Source organism: Mesorhizobium sp. P170090, assembly GCF_057786115.1.
Window position 1 is genome coordinate 5,509,751 of the sequence record NZ_JBYNWH010000001.1, and the last position, 18,534, is coordinate 5,528,284.

17 protein-coding genes and 1 pseudogene are annotated in these 18,534 nt (G+C 59.0%); 3 read left to right on the forward strand and 15 right to left on the reverse strand.

The window, feature by feature from the left end; all coding sequences use genetic code 11:
- Nucleotides 1–712: 712 nt before the first annotated feature.
- A complete protein-coding gene (locus AC3EML_RS26585) occupies nt 713–934 on the reverse strand; it encodes a hypothetical protein (RefSeq protein ID WP_023687762.1) in 222 nt (73 codons plus the stop codon).
- A gap of 858 nt (nt 935–1,792) precedes the next feature.
- Between AC3EML_RS26585 and AC3EML_RS26590 the strand changes: the two are divergent.
- Nucleotides 1,793–2,127, forward strand: a pseudogene (locus AC3EML_RS26590) (sunset domain-containing protein).
- On the opposite strand, the gene AC3EML_RS26595 reads toward AC3EML_RS26590, so the two are convergent.
- From AC3EML_RS26595 to AC3EML_RS26615, 5 genes are all read right to left on the reverse strand, one after another.
- Nucleotides 2,055–2,246, reverse strand: coding sequence for a hypothetical protein (locus AC3EML_RS26595; protein WP_023670919.1), 192 nt, complete (start codon nt 2,244–2,246; stop codon nt 2,055–2,057). The pseudogene AC3EML_RS26590 and the gene AC3EML_RS26595 sit on opposite strands and share 73 nt — an antisense overlap.
- Nucleotides 2,247–2,962: 716 nt before the next feature.
- Nucleotides 2,963–3,277 carry a hypothetical protein gene (locus tag AC3EML_RS26600; protein WP_023670917.1) on the reverse strand — a complete coding sequence of 105 codons (315 nt, stop codon included), beginning with the start codon at nt 3,275–3,277 and terminating at the stop codon, nt 2,963–2,965.
- Between the two features lie 117 nt (nt 3,278–3,394).
- On the reverse strand, nt 3,395–3,640 hold the full coding sequence (locus tag AC3EML_RS26605; RefSeq protein ID WP_023670916.1) for a hypothetical protein: 246 nt from the start codon (nt 3,638–3,640) through the stop codon (nt 3,395–3,397).
- 98 nt (nt 3,641–3,738) lie between these two features.
- Nucleotides 3,739–3,969, reverse strand: a complete 231-nt coding sequence (locus AC3EML_RS26610) for a hypothetical protein (protein WP_352521951.1) — start codon at nt 3,967–3,969, stop codon at nt 3,739–3,741.
- Complete coding sequence (locus AC3EML_RS26615) at nt 3,956–4,252, reverse strand: hypothetical protein (RefSeq protein ID WP_352521950.1); 297 nt, start codon at nt 4,250–4,252, stop codon at nt 3,956–3,958. Before AC3EML_RS26615 ends, AC3EML_RS26610 begins: the two co-directional genes overlap by 14 nt.
- Nucleotides 4,253–4,431: 179 nt before the next feature.
- Here AC3EML_RS26615 and AC3EML_RS26620 point away from each other — a divergent pair, with 179 nt between their 5' ends.
- Nucleotides 4,432–4,944 carry a response regulator gene (locus tag AC3EML_RS26620; RefSeq protein ID WP_023753040.1) on the forward strand — a complete coding sequence of 171 codons (513 nt, stop codon included), beginning with the start codon at nt 4,432–4,434 and terminating at the stop codon, nt 4,942–4,944.
- Between the two features lie 822 nt (nt 4,945–5,766).
- On the opposite strand, the gene AC3EML_RS26625 is transcribed toward AC3EML_RS26620, so the two are convergent.
- Complete coding sequence (locus AC3EML_RS26625; RefSeq protein ID WP_352521949.1) at nt 5,767–6,543, reverse strand: aminotransferase class I/II-fold pyridoxal phosphate-dependent enzyme; 777 nt, start codon at nt 6,541–6,543, stop codon at nt 5,767–5,769.
- 481 nt (nt 6,544–7,024) lie between these two features.
- Here AC3EML_RS26625 and AC3EML_RS26630 point away from each other — a divergent pair, with 481 nt between their 5' ends.
- Complete coding sequence (locus tag AC3EML_RS26630) at nt 7,025–8,455, forward strand: coiled-coil domain-containing protein (RefSeq protein ID WP_023821907.1); 1,431 nt, start codon at nt 7,025–7,027, stop codon at nt 8,453–8,455.
- A gap of 289 nt (nt 8,456–8,744) precedes the next feature.
- Here the strand turns inward: AC3EML_RS26630 and AC3EML_RS26635 are convergent, their stop codons facing one another.
- The 8 genes from AC3EML_RS26635 to AC3EML_RS26670 all read right to left on the reverse strand — a co-directional run bounded on the left by AC3EML_RS26635 (nt 8,745) and on the right by AC3EML_RS26670 (nt 18,531).
- Nucleotides 8,745–10,082 (reverse strand): HlyD family type I secretion periplasmic adaptor subunit, encoded by a 1,338-nt coding sequence (locus tag AC3EML_RS26635; RefSeq protein ID WP_023701101.1) that lies wholly within the window; start codon nt 10,080–10,082, stop codon nt 8,745–8,747.
- Nucleotides 10,083–10,108: 26 nt separating this feature from the next.
- Entirely contained in the window at nt 10,109–11,821 is a 1,713-nt protein-coding gene (locus tag AC3EML_RS26640) for a type I secretion system permease/ATPase (protein WP_023737037.1), read from the reverse strand.
- A gap of 332 nt (nt 11,822–12,153) precedes the next feature.
- Nucleotides 12,154–13,068: a class I SAM-dependent methyltransferase gene (locus tag AC3EML_RS26645; RefSeq protein ID WP_352521948.1), complete on the reverse strand. Its 915-nt coding sequence runs from the start codon at nt 13,066–13,068 to the stop codon at nt 12,154–12,156.
- Nucleotides 13,069–13,139: 71 nt separating this feature from the next.
- A complete protein-coding gene (locus AC3EML_RS26650; RefSeq protein ID WP_352521947.1) occupies nt 13,140–14,399 on the reverse strand; it encodes a polysaccharide biosynthesis/export family protein in 1,260 nt (419 codons plus the stop codon).
- Nucleotides 14,386–15,663 (reverse strand): hypothetical protein, encoded by a 1,278-nt coding sequence (locus AC3EML_RS26655; RefSeq protein ID WP_352521946.1) that lies wholly within the window; start codon nt 15,661–15,663, stop codon nt 14,386–14,388. Before AC3EML_RS26655 ends, AC3EML_RS26650 begins: the two co-directional genes overlap by 14 nt.
- Entirely contained in the window at nt 15,660–16,664 is a 1,005-nt protein-coding gene (locus tag AC3EML_RS26660) for an SDR family NAD(P)-dependent oxidoreductase (protein WP_023681044.1), read from the reverse strand. Before AC3EML_RS26660 ends, AC3EML_RS26655 begins: the two co-directional genes overlap by 4 nt.
- 44 nt (nt 16,665–16,708) lie before the next feature.
- Nucleotides 16,709–17,383: a sugar transferase gene (locus tag AC3EML_RS26665; RefSeq protein WP_023681043.1), complete on the reverse strand. Its 675-nt coding sequence runs from the start codon at nt 17,381–17,383 to the stop codon at nt 16,709–16,711.
- Nucleotides 17,380–18,531, reverse strand: coding sequence for a DegT/DnrJ/EryC1/StrS family aminotransferase (locus AC3EML_RS26670; RefSeq protein ID WP_352521945.1), 1,152 nt, complete (start codon nt 18,529–18,531; stop codon nt 17,380–17,382). Before AC3EML_RS26670 ends, AC3EML_RS26665 begins: the two co-directional genes overlap by 4 nt.
- Between the last annotated feature and the right edge of the window lie 3 nt (nt 18,532–18,534).

Genomic DNA, 18,534 nt, shown 5'->3' on the forward strand with positions numbered 1-18,534 from the left:
CGACAAATTGACGAACAGGCCCAAAGCCATTTCACTCTAGCGGAAAGACTTAGCCAATAACGCTCAATTCAAACTTTGAGAATTAAGCGTAATCCATTGATGTAGTAAGTTTGTGGGCCCGGAGGGTCAGCGTTTTCTACAGGAAATCAGTACGTCAGTGGTTGGTTCGCCAAGCCGTTTCTCTCGTATTCTCTCGTATGGTCTGGCGAACCAAAGGCCAAGAAGACAACTAGTTCCATGAGAGCTGTATTTGACCATGGTAGTATGAGCGCTGCCGCATTTGGCCGGAAGCTGACTGGCCGCTTCTGGCGCAAAACGATAACGGACGTTTAACCTGGTCTGGTTCAAGCACCGTTGTCGGGTTCAAATCGCGTGACCACGCCAATGCTACTCCAGTATGGCGCTTCGGAACCTCCAGGTTGCGGGGCCTTGTGATCGCAAGTAAACAGTCGCGGAATTTGGTCACACGAAATGGCCAATGACCGGTTTCGAACGTCCGCAATTCGTGGCGTCAACGATATATTGCACACCGACGGGACCTTACTGACCGATGCCGGCCTGCTCGCCTGGAGGCTGGGGAGGAGCGGCCCGGGGAGTCTCTGGGCCGGCATCGGTCACCGCTGGCATTACGCTGTTGCCGGCGGAAGCTGAGAGTCATTGTGATAAGGGCAATTCGCCCACCTCGTCGTCAAACTGCGCGGCCGTGAATGACCTACTGCATTCCGCGGAGGGAATTCACGTCGGCGCAGAACTCGGCGTAGGGCTTGCTCATTGCCGCGTCATTGCATTCGCGCATGATCATTTCGCGCATGGGCTTTGGCTTGGCCATGAAGACCGCCTTGAACTCGGGCATGGACTTCAGTGTCTTCATCGAGGCATCGGTGTAGAATGGCACGATATTGTCGACGACATCAACCGCGCCGGCAACTGCCATGCTCCCTAGATTGCCGGCCGAGCACCCGCCGCGTGAAAGTGCTGCTCAGGGAGAACAATAGCGAACGCGCTCATTGCCTCTCCCTTCGCTGCGCGCTTTGCCCCAGCCAGCCCACGCGCCTTTCTCGTTCGCCGGGCTTTGGGCTTACAATTCCAATCTCGACATAACCAGCTGCACCATCATCACATGATCAACAGCCTCTCATTCTCTACCAGGCATACTATGACGCCTGGCTGGACCCGGGGACCAAAGGACCAGCCTCAAGCACATTCTCAGCCACGACATCGACGGTCAGCTGCAGTTCAACCGCGTTGGACGTGAGGTGAACACGAGCGCCGTCAACAAATTTCCCAACGACCATCCCGGCCTGGTCGGGCGGAGCCGGCGACTTTCTCTGTTCGCCGAAATCGTCAAGCACGCCCCTGCTGGGGCGAAGCTTTCTAAAGCACGCTCCGACCACATATTTTCAGGAGGGCGGGATGACAGAGCGTGAGCAAGAGATCGTCGCGAATGCATGGGCACTGGCTACGGGCGCACAACAAATCCTAGAGGCGCTTCTCATCATGCTGAAAAAGTCGGGAACGTCGCGCGATCTTCGATTGCCGGGTAGCCGGGAAGTGGACCATCAGTTAGGGGTCCGTAGCTAGAGCGTGATAAAGCAGCAAACACACTATCATAGAAACGGCGCTGCCTAGCAGCTGGTCTGCCGTCAGGCCGGAAAAATAGACAAGATGAAACGCCACCAACGCTCTACCAATCACGGTTCGGAACACTGCCGAACTAACCGTTAGTCGGCGCTAATGTTCCGGTCTGGACTCGCTACCGCTTTGGAAGCATTCTGCACTCGGGGGAGAGGGCGTGGGCAAAGTCCAGCGTCATCAAGGTGCGGATCAGGCCGACCGCTGGCGCAAGACCGCAAAGGGGCGGTGGATGTGGCGACGGCAATATCTGCCGGCGCTGGTGATGGTTCCCTGACCGGCTCATCCCAGCTGGCTGGCTGAGTGGCACCCGCACGGCCGGCGCGGGGAGCTGCGATATCAAGGGCAACATTTCCACCAGTACCGATGAGCGATTTATCACGTTCCAGGGCAGGAGCATTACTGGAAGACGACGATCAGTTTCAGTACAGCGAGCGCTGGCTGTGCAGCGAGGCAGAGGCATGGGCCGCCGGCTGGCGCAAAGCAAGGCGGTAGCGCGGTAGCCACCACCATGTGCAGGCCCGCCAGCCCGTCATCATGGTCCGAACCTGATCGCACCCGCCGACCTTGGTCTCAACGTCGTTGATTGGCACTGCCACGCGGCTTTCCTTCATTCGCATGGTTCGCAGACATTAGCATGATCGCATACTCTCATCATCCGGCGTCGTCTCCCTCACAAAGCAGCGCCGGTAAGGCTCGGCGCCCTTCTTGTTTGTCCCGTGTGCCAAAGGAGGTCGCCGGGCCTGCCGTTGCTCATCTTTGCGGGTTGCTCCTGATGGCTCCGCTTGGCGCCGTGGCCCTGCGTCTTCCTTCGGGTAAGGCCGGCGAGGCGCTTGTCAGACGGCCTGGCATGTAGAATTATGGTCCTCGTTGCGGCGATGCCCTCAATGGAGAGCGCCAATGGCCAGAACAAACCTTCCGAACAGCTTTCCCGGGCTGAAATCGAGCGCTTCCTGGCGGCAGCCGAAGCGCTGCACAAGAGCATCGCCGGGCCGCTCCTGGCGTACCACAGGGAGCACTGCCAAGCTCTACCTGAGGCCCATGGACCCCTGTTGAAGTCGATTGAGACGGTCACCGGCCAGAAGGCGCAGTTCATCCGCTGGAACGGGACAGGACCGGCACAGCCCCGGAGAAGCCTCCGGGCTGGTTCTCCTCGCGCAACTCTCGCGCCGCATCACCTCTAAGAGCAGTTCGAAGACGCTTTCGATTTCGCCGTTGATTTGGTCGGCAGGGATGCCAGGCTTCTCGGCCGCTGTCGTCAATTGGTCTGCTAAGTCGCTGGCGGCGATCGGATCGCCCCGCGTCACAATCGCGGCGCGGAGGGGTTTTATTAGCTCCCCCTCATCTTGACGCCGGCGCCGGCTACTCCAAAGTCTTGGGCGTCGCTCGGGGAAGTATCAAAGTTGGCGACGAGGTCGCAGTCACGGCGATTGTGCGCGGCCGGGTGACGCCCGATCGCATAAGCGTGACGATCCCCTCCTACGACTTCCCGCATTCTGTTGTCGATTCGACTTGGAAGACTGTGATTGGCCAGCATATGGAATTGATCGGCCCTGTCACACGCATCGACGGGGACAAGGTAACCGTCAGCCTCCGGCCATTGGTGACTGTCGAGGCCGAGCACGTGCGCCTTGTCGAAAGACATGTGGCGCTTCCACGCGGGCGAAAAAAGTCGCTGGTTGACAAGGCTTAAACTTCGTTGCCGACCCCAGGAACAGCCCACTGAAACTTTCTCCTTCACATCGGCTCTGGTCGCCTCCCGCTAGCTGCCGGCGCGTTGCGATATCGGCACAGTAGACGGGTTGGCATTTTCCGAACTTTCCGCCATGTCGTCGCGATGACGTTGGCGAAGGCGCTTCAGCAGATCGCGTGAGGCTTGAATCGCCCTGCGCGATTGATCCATGTTCTGGCGAAACGTGGCGCGTTCCTCCATGGACTTCTGCCACTTCAGCAAGGTGGCCGTAGTCGCAGTAGCGGCTTGAGCGATTTCTATGGGCGTTGCAACCATCGCATTCTCCCTAAAAAGGCAATGGTAAACGCAATCTTTATAGGCCCAACGAAACCCTTCTCCAATTAAAAACGACCATACGGCATACGGCAAAATGGCTATTCGTCGGGGCGCTCGACGGCAGCTTCGTCGACCTCGGCCTCCATCTCGTTGTTGACGGTTTTGGTCTTGCCAAAACCGTCCATCGCCACACCGTCAAAGCCCTGCAGCCACGCGTCGGCATGTTCCTGCCAGTAAGCTGGCACCTCACGCTCCTTGCCATCCTTGCGCGCTTGGGCGCCGTACATGGCGTAGGTGGCGAGTTCCTGATCTTTCTTAAAAATGGCCATTTGCATCATCCTCCCGGAAATCCAGCAGCCTTGCGTGCCGCAGATTCTCTTCGCCTTTGAGGGTCTCGACCCAGCCAACCAGTCGGGGCTTCAGCCACTCGGCCTTTTCCTTTTTATGTCCCTTCGGGACCGGGCCGCCAACCTTGCCCTGGACACGATCCCAAAGCGCTTGCCGCTCATCGGCATTGAAGTTGACGAGTGCGCCGCCTTTGTAGAGGCCCTTTTCAGCCATGATCACCTGGGTAGCTTTGCCGCGCTCGCGCTGTGCACCGATGATTTGCATTTCCTTTTCCTCAAAGCACTTGATCTTGCGCCAAGCGCTCGTTTGCCGCTGCGATATGGACTGCCCTTGAGCTTCGAGACCATGCCTTCTAGCTCGTCTCGTCGACCAGGTGGCAAACGGCGTCACCAGTGCGGCATCGCTCCGCTGAATTGAATGCGCCCGCCGGCAGGGATCATTTCGTGCAGGATCTCGCCGCGATCTTCGGTCGGCATCCCGCGCAGGTCATGATGCGTGGAACCCTGCCGGTTGCTGACCGTTCTCCGTCAATGGAAGCCCCGAACCAACAGAGCCAAACGATCCTCGTGGTTGACGGCGACGTCATCGCCCGATGCGTCATCGCGGACTATCTCCGCCACTGTGGCTACAGGGTGATTGAGGCCCATTTCGCACGTGAGGCGCAACAAGCGTTGAACTATGCGGAGTTCGGTGTCGACACCGTCTTGTGTGACGTTGACCTGCCGGGCAACATGAACGGGTTCCAACTGTCGAAGTGGGTTCGCGAGAACAAGCCCGAGGTCAAAATAGTGCTTTCCGCCGCAGTAGAACGAACTGCGATCGCGGCGGGCGACCTTTGTCAGGAAGGCCCGCACCTTGCGAAGCCGTATGAGCCGGCCAACGTAGTGGACCATATCAGGCGACTGCAGCGTGTTTGGAGCTTACGATCCAGGAACCCTGGTGCAAAGCGCAATTGATCTCTGTCCAGACGCCGAGAGGCTCGTCTGCATACCAATGGTGATTTAGCCCTGCGAACTGGACGCCGCTCAAAGGAAGAACGGCGTATAAGCCGCAGTCCTGCGTGCGGCCGCAACAGTGGACGGTTGTCGCGCGCAGGACGGAGGAAATTCGCCCTCCTGCGCGGGCGGTGAACGGGATACCGTAGGAGCGTCAGCATAGCGCCGGCCACAGGATGGGACGCGGCACCGACTGTCCCCGTCCGGTAGTCCGCATGTTTTGGTCGAAGCCGACCGGCTGAGATCGTGCGCATTTTGGTTCTCGACGGTACGGCCGCTGATCGGCGATGATGCGAGGACCGAGTTGCCTGGAAGAAATCGATCTGGTCTTGCACCTTTTTTGCTTCCTCATTCGCGGGGCAGCTTGTGATTTTCCAGCCTGACAGACCCTCCCCTGTCTATAAGAAATTTCCCGACGCATGAGCGCACGTCCAACACAGTGCGGGCTCCAATGCTCACCGGCTGCGCGAGAATGGTAACCACCTACCTTGAGGGGAGCGCCACGTGCGTAGTCAACGATGCAGGCGCTGCCAACCTCGGCATCCCCGGGAATAGCAGGCTTATAAATGAATATATCGTTGATCAACGCTATCGGCGCAGCCGCCGGGAGATGGACAGACCGCGTTCCAGCTAGGGGTATCGATGTTCCAGGCTAAAGGCATTGGCATGCCCGAATTAGAAAAAAGACCTGAATCCCGTAAAGCAGCAACAAAATGCCGAAAGCTATCCAGAAGCCGGGTCGCGTAAGCAATGCCAGATCTTTTCTTAGCTGCTCCATTCACATCAACTAACATGGCCAAGCGTCGTTCCCGTCCGCTGGGGACAAATTTCAACTAAGCTGATCGTCGCATAATGGCCGCGCCACTGCGGATCGAGACACCTCAGCGCCCCGCATGAGCACGCGCAACTCGATCGGAGGCGCAAGGAGAAAGTTCGGAACGGTTCCAAGAACCCCAAGCAAATTGAGCGCCGCAGCGGACGATAAGGTTCACGCATATCCCCGGCGAACATCCGCACAGCATTGGTCAACATCAACGGCAGAAGGGCGTCCGAAAAGAAACGCATCTCTTCGTCACCCGCCTCATCGAGAGTCACCGCTGCGGCATCCTGAATACGGTCGGCGATCCGAAGAGCATGCATTGCGCAAGATTTTCCAGATGAACTGATGCCGAGACCGGCCCAAGCGTCCACCCTAGCCTCCAGCCGGTCATTGTGAGACTTCGACAGGCTGTTCACAATTATCGTCCGCTCTCTCATTCCGGGACTGAATGCTATTGAGAGGAACTCGCCGTCGAACACTGTGCTGCGGTAAACCTCATCGCTGATGATCCATAGATTGTGCCGCTCGGCAAATGTGGCAATGGTTTCCAGATCCTCCTTGCCGAACACATATCCGCCGGGATTGTTTGGGGAGTTCAGCAAGATCGCCCGCGTTCGATCTCCTACCGCTGAACGGAGAATATCCTCGGATGCCTTCCGCCGCGCATTTTGCAGCGATAGTTTGACGGGTCGGACCACTGCTCCATCGGCGCGTATTGCCGCTTCGTATGTAGATACCAAGGCTCAAGGCAAAGCACCTCGTCGCCAGCTCCGGCAACGGAAGCTTAGTGCGATTGAGCGGCCAGGCGGCCGGTCCCCAATTCGTTCGAATGATGCGCTTGCCTCGCCAATGTCGCATGGTGAGTCAGCCGGCAAACCAAAACACTCAACCGCCGGTTAGGCCCGGCCGCCTGATGCGCCCCACAAGAGGCTGTGCCGGGCCGTTCGTCGGGGCTTCTGCACCTGAGTTGTTAATGTGCCCAGGCAACACACCATTGACGCCAAGACGATGGCAAGAAGGGGAGCCGCGCAGTCCTCAAGAATAAGTCAGCAGGCACCTAGACCGATGTAGGGCCTTCCGATCGCAGCTCTCGGCTCCTCGCGGCGCCGGCGCCCTGGCATCGTTTGATTGAACGAAGACGCTGAGTTGAGCTCTCGATACAAAAGCATCTCAGTCCTCGTGCCTCAATGGTCCGGGCATGCGGCTGCAGGGGATGAAGTCATGAAGTTCAGGGATTTGATCAGACGCGCCGAGGACAATGTGGAGAGGTCGTTCGACGATCTCGAAGCTGACTTGGCTAACGCTGTCGACCAGTGCCTCGATTTGGAGGATGTCGCCGACGTGCCAAACATGGCAGGCGAAAACAACGAACAGGATGACAGCGTACCAAGCGAGGACGGTGCCGGCGACGACGATGATAGCTCGCCGATACCAGCGCATCGGATGACCTCACATACGCAGAGCCGAATTGCTGCCGTGAGCTCGTTTAACGGCTTGTTCCACGATGCCAAGCTCCATTTCGAGGAGATCAACGCAAAAATCTCCGAAATTACAAGCACATGTCAACTGACGTCCGAGTTTTTTCACATCCTTCACGCGGACATTCTCCGTGCCAACGAACTGGAGTTGGCGAATCAAAATCTGATCGCAGATCAAAGGAACTTGTCGGAAACACTCAATGACCTGAACAGACGGTACTGTGAGCGTCAAGGCACCGTCGAGACATTGCAGCAGCGCCAGGCAAGCCTTGTTCAGGAGTGTGAAGTGCTCCGTGGCGCGTTGGCCGCGGCAAGGCTGGAGCTGGTCGAAGCGGCGAACACCACCACAAAGAACGAAGCGGAATTTGGCGACCTCACGAACATGCTTGCCGCCGCAAATGTCGAGGCCGACAGGCGCTCCCGAGAGAACAAACAGCTGCGTGAAAAGAATGTGAGCCTGTCTATTGACCTGGAAAAGGCCATGAAGCGGGAGGAAGAGGCACGGCATAGGCTGGATGCCTTCTCCACGATCCATGCCAACGAAGCTGCGCGAAATTCCGAAATGCTGAGTGCGCTCGGCAAGAGCGAAAAAGAGGCAATCAAATTGCACACCTCACTCGAGGTTGCGCAGGCGAAGCTATGGGAGGTGACCGAAGCAGCCAGGATTATGCAGGCGGACATGGATGGCGAGCTTAAACGCTGCCAGGCTGAGAACCGAGGATTGCGCTCAGAAATTCAAAGTCTCCAATCGCGCTTCGAACTCGCCTCAAACGCAAACAACGAGGCCGCGGCCGAGATCGCCAGGCTCCAGCTACAATGGAGCGACGCCCTGGCCGAAAAACAGGTGACCGACGAAAGGTTGGCCGCACTCACCGAGGAGGCCGAAACCAACAAGGTGAACCTTTCCAAGATCGCCGCAGATTTTGCACAGCTGTCCATGCAGCAGGCGTCCGATCAGATTGAACTCGATGTGAGACGGCAGGAATGCGAGGACTTGCGGGTCGAGATTGCCTCGGTCAATGCTCGGGTCAGGGAATTGCTGCCCTACAAGAGGTCGCATGGAAGCGCGAACGCCTTGCCGCATACATCTGACGTGGCAAATGTAGCGGTGACTGCAGACCGAACGGTGCATGCCGCACGCCGTGTCCGCCGCAGGGCCCTCGCCGCGTCGTAGGAGCAAAGAACCTCTCCTCGTGAGGCAATTGCCCATGTCGATGATCGTGGAACGGTATGCGCTGTTTGTTGCGCAAAAGATGACAGGACACTAACGCTGTTGTCGGGGCAGGACTTGGTGAGGCGGCCAGGAAAATCCTGTTGGGGCATCCTTGTAGCCGGGACAATGTCCCAGACGAGCCTCGCGCGTCGGCCGCAGGCGTCACCCCTGTGGCATCACGTCGCCTACCCTAATATGTCAGCAAGCACGCCTGCCGTGTTCCCGCGGTCGACCGCTCACAGCCGCCATGTCATTCCCGGAAAGCCCTCGACATCTGGTCGGTAAGCGGCTTCAGCAGATAAGACCAGACGCTGTGTTCGTCCGTACTTATGTGAACCTCCGCTGGCATACCGGGTTTGAGCACTTTGGCATCGGTCAGACAGGTGGACTTGTCTTCGACATTGATGCGCGCCGAGAAATAAGAAAGCTGGCGCTGTTGATCTTTTATCAGGTCCGCCGAGATGCGCTTGACAGACCCTTGGCAGGCAGGCGTAGTGCCGGCGTCGAAAGCCGGAAACCGGATCGAGACCCGCTGACCTGGACGAACGTCATCTATGCGCGACGGCGCAATCAGCGCGTCGACGACAAGGTTGCCGGTGTCAGGGACAATCATCATGAGAACCTCGCCCGCGGCAATCACGCCGCCGATCGTGTGAATGGAAGATTCCTGTACGGTTCCCGATTGCGGCGCGCGGATGGTGGTTTTGGCCAGTTCGTCCTGTGCCACAACCTTGCGCTCGCTGAGTTCGGTTTGCTTGGCTTCCGTTTCACGAAGTTCGCTCGTTACGTCACTACGCCTTTGTTCATCGAGCTGAAGAATCTGCAATTCGGTCTCGCTGATCCGGGCCTGCGCCTCGGCAACTGCCGCCGCGAGGCGCCCTGATTCTCCGTGCGCCCGGGTGGCATCCAGTCTGATGTTGCTAAGTCGCTCTTTGGACACCAGTTTCTTTGTAAAAAGCGCCTGTACATCGACAAGATCGCCATCCAGCAGGACCACGGATTGTTCTTCCGCGGTCTGTTGCGCCTTGAGGCCCTCAACTTGGCGTTCGAGTTGCTTTGAGCGGCTTTGCAATTGTGCCTTCTGCCCGTTGAGGGCCGTAGCGCGGCTGTCGAACAGCGTGCGCTCGCCGTTCACCAGCGCAGCCAGCTCCGGCTCGCCCATTCGCGCTTGAAGGCTGAACGGAAGCTGCATCTCCGACAGGCCTTGCCGCTCTGCCTCCAGCCGCACAAGCCGAACCGTTGCCCGATCAAGATCCTTGCTAATTATCTGCAGATTGGCTCGTGTCAGTGTGTCGTCCAACCGTGCCATCACATCGCCGGCCCGTACATGATCCCCGTCTTGCGCGAAGATGCCACCTATCGTGCCGCCCGTCAGATGCTGCACCTTCTTTATGTTGCTCTCGACCACCACGGTCGCCGGCGCAATTACCGCGCCAGCAATCTTGGTCAGACCGAGCCAGAGCCCGCCGCCGGCAAGCAACATAACCGTGACCGCCGCACCCAGGATCAGGTTGGCCCCGATTCCATCGCGCGTGCCCGAAATCGCGTTGCGCCGGCTCCCATTGCCGATCGGGGCCGATGGAGCCATCGTCGCCTCAGACAAAAAAATATTCCTCATGCGTGACCGCTCACCCCTTTGTGCATCGCGACGGCCGCTGCCGGGCGTTCAACCGGCGCAGCAAAGGGGCGGATGACGTTGGCCAGGACCTCCTCGCGTGAGCCGAAGGCGTGAAGCATCCCATTGGACATTACGAGTACCCTGTCGATGTTGGTAAGGGCAGAAGGACGGTGCGCAACTACGATGACGATGCCTCCACGTCTGCGCACTGCCAGGATCGCGCCGGCCAAGGCGGTATCGCCATCGACGTCCAGATTTGAATTCGGCTCGTCCAGAACGACAAGAAACGGATCGCCGTAAAGTGCCCTTGCAAGCCCTACGAGTTGCCGCTGTCCAGCCGACAAGGCTGTTCCTCCCTCGCCCATGCGTGTTTGAAAACCGTTCGGCAATCGCATTATCATTTTGTCGACGCCCGCTGCCTTGGCAGCTGCCAGCACGCCCTTGGCGTCGCCCTTCCCGCCAAATCGCGAAATGTTATCGGCAACCGTTCCATCAAACAGTTCGACGTCCTGGGGCAGGTAGCCAATATGTGCGCCAAGGTGTTCTTGGTCCCATTGGTCAAGCGAGGCGTCGTCCAGCCTCACCGTGCCGCGAAGTGGCTGCCAGACGCCCACCAGCGCGCGCACAAGCGTGCTTTTGCCAGAGCCGCTCGGGCCGACAACGGCCATTCCCGTCCCTGCAGCCAGGCGGAAGTTGACATTGGCTACCGTCGGTTTTTGCTGGCCCGGTGGCGCTATGGTCAGGTCCTCGACCGCAAGCTCCGCTTGGGGGCGCGGAAGTTCCATATGTTCGTCCCGGTCAGGAAAAGCGGCCAGCGCCGTTGCCAGTTGCGAATAGCTTTGCCGGAACGCGGCGAAGCCTCGCCAGTTCGCGATAGCGGCGTCAACAGGAGCCAATGAGCGACCCAGCAAGATGGAGGATGCGATGATCACACCTGGCGAGGCTTCGCCTCCTATCACCAGGTAGGCACCCAGTCCAAGAACGCAGGACTGCAAGGCCAAACGCAGTGCCCTAGAGAGTGCCCCGGTGGCGCCGACGACGTCGGAAAGCCTCTCTTGGTGCCGCAGATATGCGTTATTGATCTCGCCCCAGCGGTGGGCAAGCCGTGCGGAAAGGCCCATCGCGCGTACGACTTCCGCGTTGCGGCGTCCGGATTCGGCGAGATTGCGTTGCGACACCAGCGTCTCGGACGCGCGTGTCACCGATGTGCGGCCAAGAACTTCCGCCATGACCGTGAGCAGCACGACAATGATCGCACCGCTTGTGGACAACAGACCGAGCGCAGGATGCAGGAAATAGATGATCAGCAGGTAAAATGGAATCCACGGAGCGTCGAATATAACAGTCGGCCCCATTCCGGAAAGGAAGCCGCGTAACTGATCGAGATCACGGAGGGGCTGTATCCGGTTCGCATCCTGCCCGCCAATGAGCGGCAAGGACAGCGAGAGGCCGAACACCCTCTGCTTCAAATTCCTATGGACACGATTGCCCACTCGAACCAGCAGGCGCAGCCGCACGAAATCCAGCAGCCCGTAGACAGCGTAAAGACCCAGCATTCCGATGGTGAACCCGACAAGCGTCGGAACGCTCTGCGAAGGTAAAACGCGATCGTAAATTTGCAGCATATAGACCGAGCCGGTCAGGGCGAGAAGGTTTATGACTGCCGAGAAGATGCCGACGCCTACCAGGCCAGGCACGGTCCCAAGCATTGCGCCTCGCAGATCCGAACTCCTTCCACCAGGGTTCATAGGCTTCGACCTCCCGTGAGAGATCGTTGCGCAAGCTCACTGACCCCACTGGGCACCGACAATCTCTTGCTGTTCAGGAGCGTATCCCCTTAGCCTTCTAATATTACGCCCCACTAACATGCTTGGACTTTAGTCAAAATGTAGCAAAATCGTGGCGCTGCCCTCAGAAACCCGGAACCCACATGTCAAATCGGGGGAAAACTGCCGTTCTATGGTATTTGGGCGGGGCTTCATGCCGGGCGGAGCGGCCCAAGAAAACCACCCCCTGCCCTTTTTCGGGGCATTTTCGCGCTTTAGCGCTTCCTCGCAACAACCAGGAAGTGTTGCGCCAGCTGGCCAGGAACGCAAAGCCTTCTGCAGGCCTTCTCGACAGGCTGCATCATCATTTCACAGAACCCTGGCAACAGGTTTCCCGGCCGAGGCAGGTAACCGTACGGTATCGTCTGCTCGACGGTGAATCCCGAGGCAGTCAGGAGTGCCTTGAACCTCGCCGCGCTCAGCGTGTGGCGAATTGTGCGTCCAGACACTCGATTGAGCAGCCGGCACGCCAGGCCGACCGGCGACGTCGCATTCATGTGAACGTTGCACACAAGCCGCCCGCCATCTTTCAGGTGCTCATTGATCGCTTCCAGTGCATGCCATTTCAGTTCATCCTCTGCGTTCAGGAAAAAACGAAATGCGGTTACCACATCGAACGTCATACCCAAATTCTCCCTTGTCACGTCGACGTGACGCAAACTCACATTGGGCGGTACTTGAGCGCTGTCGAGCATAGTTCTGGAAACGTCGGCGCCAACCACCTCGCTGAAGAGGCCGGCGGCTACCTCGGCGATGCGACCTGTTCCGCATGCGAAATCGAGGCAGTTTCGGCTCGCTCCGCTCAAGGGGCGAAGAACGTTGAGGATCAGGGGCTTTTCGATGTTCTCCCAAAGCGCGCCATAATAGCCGGAACTGTGCGTTTTGTTGTAATGTAGGCCGTAGCCGGGCGCGCAATGGCTGGTCCTGTAGCCGTCCGACACCCAGCCGCCCTGCGCATTGCTCTCCTTGCTGGACGTAAATTCCTGCCAATTTCCGGACTCACCGGCGCGCGACCTGGACCGCACAATTCGCGCTGACGGCATATGGGAAGCATAACTTGCAGACTGCGTCATCTGATCCGCGTTCGTTGAGGGTGTCAGGGTCGCTCCCTGGTTGAAAATGCGCCTCACCTTGGATCTCCGTTCAGTTGGGTTCGCCCCCCCGATAGAATAGTAAGCTCCGCACGGACTGCGCTGACGCCCTATTGGACTGCCACACTTTGCAGTTCACTGCTGAATCTGGCTTCGAGAGTATCCCCCGGCAGCACAATCGCATCTTCGTCAACCAACAGCTTGCGCCATTCATTGCCGATCTTGCGCACGATGGTCACCTGGGCCCGTACCGTTTCGCCGGCAATCGGCAATGGCTGTGTGGATGCTCCGGTCGGCTGCAGCTTCTCGCTGGCGGCATGGAGCCTGGCGGTGACATCCGCTAGCCGAGCGTTGGTGTCCTTCAGATCCGTCAGCAAGCCAATCCTTCTTTGATTGTCGTTGCGTTCGTGCTGTCTGACAAAGTCCTCCTGCTGGCGTCGCGCCCTCATCAGCTCGACCGAGGTTTGAAGCGCGCCGCTTGAAGACAGAAGCAACGCGCGCCTGACATCCGCGAGCCGGGTGTTGGTCAGATTGCCTGCATCGAATGCCTTCGTCACTCGCGCCAAATCTTGCTCATCCGCCTTCACGCTCTCGCCCTCGACTCGTTCGCGTTTCTGCAAAACGCCAATTTGCTCGGCAGCGTCCGTCCGGCCCTTCTCCAGAAAATCCTGCTCTTGCCGGAAATCACTCAGCGCAACCTTCAGCGCCTCTGCTTCAGCCTGTGCCATCGCGGCTACAACGCTCGGCGAAAGAGGTGATCCCTGTGGTGTCTTCTTGTCGAAATCCGCCTGGCCCTGAAGCTCGGCGCGAATGCGGGCAGCGTGAAGGTATTCTTTCGTGTAATCTCCCCAGAGCATTTCGTAATCGCGCTTGAGATCGACCGGATCAGGCCCGGCCTGGCCCGCCCGTGATCGCAAAAAACTGAAGCCGCCGGAAACGGCCAGCGCCTGCCGTACAGTCATGAGCGGACGGTAGGCCTGTTGTCCCGGGGTGAGCACATCGCCCGTTACATAGATCGGGCGATAGTCCGCTATGATCGCTGTGACATCGTCGGGCTCGACAGTAACTGTCTGCTCCCGCCCATCAGTCAGACGCACGTGAAAAATCTTGCTTGGCAAGACCTCTTGCATGCGCCTTTGCAGTTGGGACGCCGTCAGGCCTGCGACCATGATCATTCCAGCCTCCGGAAGGGCGATATTGCCATCCATCTGGACTACGGCGCGCTGCGTCCGATCAGGGATCGGCGCTATTCCTATCTCGACCGTATCGCCAGGTGACAGTTGATAGGGCTCGACCTCGCCTGCGCAAGCCATCGAGGTTAGCGACATCATCACGACTGCGCCAAGAACGTATCGTCTACTGAAGGTCATTTGCGACAATCTCCTTCCGGTCGAACACCGGCTTCAAAGGCCATTCAACACGACTAACGAAATCGTATACCGGGCCACCGGGCACGCCCCAGTTGCTGGACCAGACCACCTGGGAGCCGTCCGGAGAGGGAGAGGCATGCGTCTCGCTCCAGTAGTCGAAGGGCGCGTTGTGCGTGTCTGCGACACGGCGGACCTCTCCACTGCCGTCTAGACGCAGAGCAATGACTTGCTGAGCGTAAGGCGCCCAATCCGGGTGCTGCGATAGTTCGGCTGGCGTGCCGCCATAACTCAGAAACACCCAGCCGGGCCTGCCGAGCGACCTGAGTGACGCATGCATGGCCTCGCCATATTTCATCAGCGAGGTAGCCTTGCCATCAGCCAAGCGGCGCTTGATCACCTGATATTTGTCAGGATCCGATTTGCTGATCCCGACATAGATTTCGCTTCCGTCGGAATCGACCGTCATGTCGCCATGGCCCGGTCGATGGTGCTCCATCCACTTCTGGCGCAATATGCCGTCGATGGAGAAGACGAAACTCGCTTCGATTCCGTCCGGTAATTGCTGGGAACACACTATGTTGATTCCGAGTGGTGAGATCGAGCAGGAGCCGGTCGTTCCCGGGAATTCGGCAAGATCGATATCCGGGAATTTCCGCCGTTGCTTGAGATCGTAGCCAAAAACCACCGCTCGGCCGTCATTGTTCGTTGCACGCACCGCAATCCGGCTGCCGTCGCGGCTCGGATTGCCTTTGTTGGGTCCAAATTTGAGGTTGGAGTACGCTCCGGAGGCGAACACGACGTCCTCATGATCGGTACGTGGGGCCCATGTCGCAATCTGCCGGCCCCCGACGCAGATCATCAACTCGGGATCGGTGGGATGCCATTCGCATTCGGTCGCGCGGTTGCGGTGGAACAAAGGCAAGTAGGTTTGTCCGTCGAGAAAGCACAGGCCACCGCAGCCATTGGCGATCAGGAGCAGGCTCTGGTCGGCATTCCAAGCCTGTGCGCTTGAGTAACGGTGGGTGCAGTACTTCTTCCCGCATACACCCGCCCGGCCGAGAACGCCCGGTCTGGTGATCCGTGCGAAAACCATGCCAGACCAAGGATCCCTCGTTTGGCGCACATAGCCCGGCAGGTTGTTCACGACCGCTGTGGCCGCCACCTCCGCTGCCTTGCTTTGACGGCCGCCGGCAACGTTGATGTTGGGAGATATGGCACCGGCAGCCAGCAACAGCGCCAACGCATGACGGCCGCCCAGGGTCATGTCATGTAACCCACTTCGCGCCGTACCCGGCCTTCACTAAGGCGCTCGCGCCACCACGTGATTGTTCGCTCCAGCCCATCGCGCAGGCTGGTCTGTGTCCGCCATCCAGTCTCACGTTCAAAGCGCGAGGAATCGGCGAGCAAGGCGCGAACTTCGGAATTTTGCGGCCTCAGGCGGCTTTCATCACGACGGACCGGCTTTTTGCAATCGGTCAACTCAAGAACAATGGCCAATACGTCCGAGACGGTCGCAGCGCGTTGGCTGCCAGCGTTGTAGGCGTGGCCGAACTCGAGCTGGGCGAGACCTGCGGTCAGGAACGCTGTCGCGGTGTCTTCGACATAGGTCAGGTCGCGGATCGGGCTGGTATCCCCGACCATGATCGCAGGACATTTCGGGTCGAGGACTTGCCGGATAATGGTCGGCACGATGGCGCGCTCACTCTGGCGCGGGCCATACGTGTTGAAGGGTCGCATGATGACCACAGGGACATCGAACGACCTAGCGTAGGACTCCGCCATCATGTCGGCGCCGATTTTGGATGCCGAATATGGTGACTGTCCCTGCAGGGGGTGTGTTTCGCCGATCGGCATGGTTTGGGCAGTTCCATAGACCTCGCTCGTCGAGGTATGGATCACCCGCTCCGTCTCCCATAGGCGCGCCGCTTCGAGGACATTCACCGTGCCCAGGATGTTGGTTTCCACATAGGACTGGGCAGCGGCGTAGGAGTATGGAATCGCAATAAGCGCCGCCAGATGAAAAACCGCGGCTTGGCCGCGCATGATCCGGTTAAGGAACGCACTGTCGCGGACGTCACCACGGACGAGCCTCAACTGGCTGCGGATGGTGTCCGGCAGATCGTCTAGCCATCCATGGCTGTCAAAGGAATTGTAAAGGGCAAGGGCTGTGACATCTGCCCCGTTGCGAACAAGCGCCTCCGTAACATGCGAACCGATGAATCCGTCCGCGCCGGTCACCAGGACTTTCTTTCCATTGTAGCTCATCACTGCGCATTCCCTTGGCTGTTTGGAACGCTTCCCTTGGATATTCAAACGTCGATCGGCGGTACCGGAACCCAACCGACCACTGCCAGCACTCCCCGCACCATCCACGCGAGGTCGGAGACGATGGTGCGTCGCGGATAATACGAGAGGTCCAGTGTTGCCTTGGCGGGGAACATGACCTCCCGGTAGAACACGATCGGATCCACGGATTGGGGGAAGTAATGTGCTTCGTGCCGAAAAACGACCTGGGCTGGACCCAGCAGGCCTGGCTTGTATTGCAGCACGGCCCTAAGCTCGCCCCGGAAACAATCGGCGAAAGCCAGGCTCTCGGGTCGTGGACCGACGATCGCCATTTCGCCTTTGAGGACATTCCACAGCTGCGGTAGTTCGTCCAGCTTCGTCGCTGCGAGAAAGCGGCCAACGGTGGTCATGCGTGTATCGCCCACGACCGTCAGCGCAAGGCCTTGAGAGCCGCAGTTCACACCGAATTTGCGAAATTTGTACATGCGGAAGGTTCGGCCGCCGGCCCCGATGCGGGTCTGAGCGAACAAGATCGAGCCACCGCCCTCGAGCAGAAGCGCTCCGGCGATCAGCAGCATCAATGGCGCCAATGCGACGGTAGCGATGCCCGCCACCGCAAGATCGATTGCGCGTCTCGCAAAGCCGTGATCAGGATTTGGAACGAACATCCGGTGAAAGGCAGGGTCTAACGCATTCATGCAGCAGTTCCTCTTTGGGCGCCTGCTTTGAGCGCGCCTGTTTTGAGCGCGGCTGCCAGGGCAGCCACGACTGATTCGGCGGCGGCGGAAGTGACCTGGGGGTGCAGCGGAATTGTGAGCTCTCGCTGAGCGAAATCCTCTGTTCGGGGCAAACTCACGCCGGGAAGGCGCTCGCGGTAGAACGTCATTTGGTGTACCGGCGGGTAGTGTACGGTGGTCTGTATGCCCTGTGTCCGCAACTCGTCGATGACATCCTGCCGGCTCACGTAGCGCGGCAGGACGATCGGCATGATGTGGTAAGCCGACGTCCGGGGTTCGCTAAATGGAATGACAATGGCTGGGCAACGGTCCGCGATCAGGCGTCGGTACAAGACAGCTATGATACGCCTGATTTCGTTCCACTCTTGCAGGTTCTGCAGCTGAACCAGCCCTATTGCCGCTCGCATCTCGTCCATTCGGTAGTTGAACCCAAGCATCGTGACATCATATTGCGGCGTACGACTGTTCAGCCGCTGATGCGTCCCCGTGGTCATTCCGTGCCCGCGGGCCAGGCGAACCCTGTCGAGCAGATCGGGGTCACGTGCAATCACGGCGCCCCCTTCGGCCGTTGTCATGTTCTTGTTGCCATAGAAGCTGAACGCGGCCGCGGCGCCGAAGGTCCCGACTTCCCTAAGCCCGGGCGCGTGCGCAGCGTCCTCGATGATATGCAGCCCGCGAAGCCGGGCGAACCGCTGCCATTGTTCCCGATCGGCGAGATACCCGGCGAAGTGAACGAGAATGACCGCTTTCGTGCGCGTCGTGCACCGCGCTTCGGCTTCCGCAACCGAGATCAACGGCACGTCGACGGACTCGATATCGACGAAGACCGGCGTCGCCCCTACATACAGCACCGCATTCGCCGTCGCCACGAACGTCAGCGAAGGAACCAGTACTTCGTCCCCAGGGCCGATGCCCAAAGCGTGAAGGAGAAGATGGAGCGCTGCGGTGCAGGAACCAACCGCAACGCAATCTCGCGCGCCATGCATGCTGGCAAAGGCCAGTTCGAACTCTCGTACCCTGTCCCCCATCGTAAGCCAGCCGCTATCAATCACCTGCGACAGGGCTGCCTTCTCTGGCACGCCTAGGATCGGGGCGCTCACCAAGAGCATCTT

Excerpts from the sequence above, each read along its gene's own strand:
- AC3EML_RS26585 (WP_023687762.1), bottom strand. The coding sequence starts at position 934 with ATGGCAGTTGCCGGCGCGGTTGATGTCGTCGACAATATCGTGCCATTC.
- AC3EML_RS26595 (WP_023670919.1), bottom strand. The coding sequence starts at position 2,246 with ATGAAGGAAAGCCGCGTGGCAGTGCCAATCAACGACGTTGAGACCAAG.
- AC3EML_RS26600 (WP_023670917.1), bottom strand. The coding sequence starts at position 3,277 with ATGTCTTTCGACAAGGCGCACGTGCTCGGCCTCGACAGTCACCAATGG.
- AC3EML_RS26605 (WP_023670916.1), bottom strand. The coding sequence starts at position 3,640 with ATGGTTGCAACGCCCATAGAAATCGCTCAAGCCGCTACTGCGACTACG.
- AC3EML_RS26610 (WP_352521951.1), bottom strand. The coding sequence starts at position 3,969 with ATGGCCATTTTTAAGAAAGATCAGGAACTCGCCACCTACGCCATGTAC.
- AC3EML_RS26615 (WP_352521950.1), bottom strand. The coding sequence starts at position 4,252 with ATGCAAATCATCGGTGCACAGCGCGAGCGCGGCAAAGCTACCCAGGTG.
- AC3EML_RS26630 (WP_023821907.1), top strand. The coding sequence starts at position 7,025 with ATGAAGTTCAGGGATTTGATCAGACGCGCCGAGGACAATGTGGAGAGG.
- AC3EML_RS26635 (WP_023701101.1), bottom strand. The coding sequence starts at position 10,082 with ATGGCTCCATCGGCCCCGATCGGCAATGGGAGCCGGCGCAACGCGATT.
- AC3EML_RS26640 (WP_023737037.1), bottom strand. The coding sequence starts at position 11,821 with ATGCTTGGGACCGTGCCTGGCCTGGTAGGCGTCGGCATCTTCTCGGCA.
- AC3EML_RS26650 (WP_352521947.1), bottom strand. The coding sequence starts at position 14,399 with ATGACCTTCAGTAGACGATACGTTCTTGGCGCAGTCGTGATGATGTCG.
- AC3EML_RS26655 (WP_352521946.1), bottom strand. The coding sequence starts at position 15,663 with ATGACCCTGGGCGGCCGTCATGCGTTGGCGCTGTTGCTGGCTGCCGGT.
- AC3EML_RS26660 (WP_023681044.1), bottom strand. The coding sequence starts at position 16,664 with ATGAGCTACAATGGAAAGAAAGTCCTGGTGACCGGCGCGGACGGATTC.
- AC3EML_RS26665 (WP_023681043.1), bottom strand. The coding sequence starts at position 17,383 with ATGAATGCGTTAGACCCTGCCTTTCACCGGATGTTCGTTCCAAATCCT.
- AC3EML_RS26670 (WP_352521945.1), bottom strand. The coding sequence starts at position 18,531 with ATGCTCTTGGTGAGCGCCCCGATCCTAGGCGTGCCAGAGAAGGCAGCC.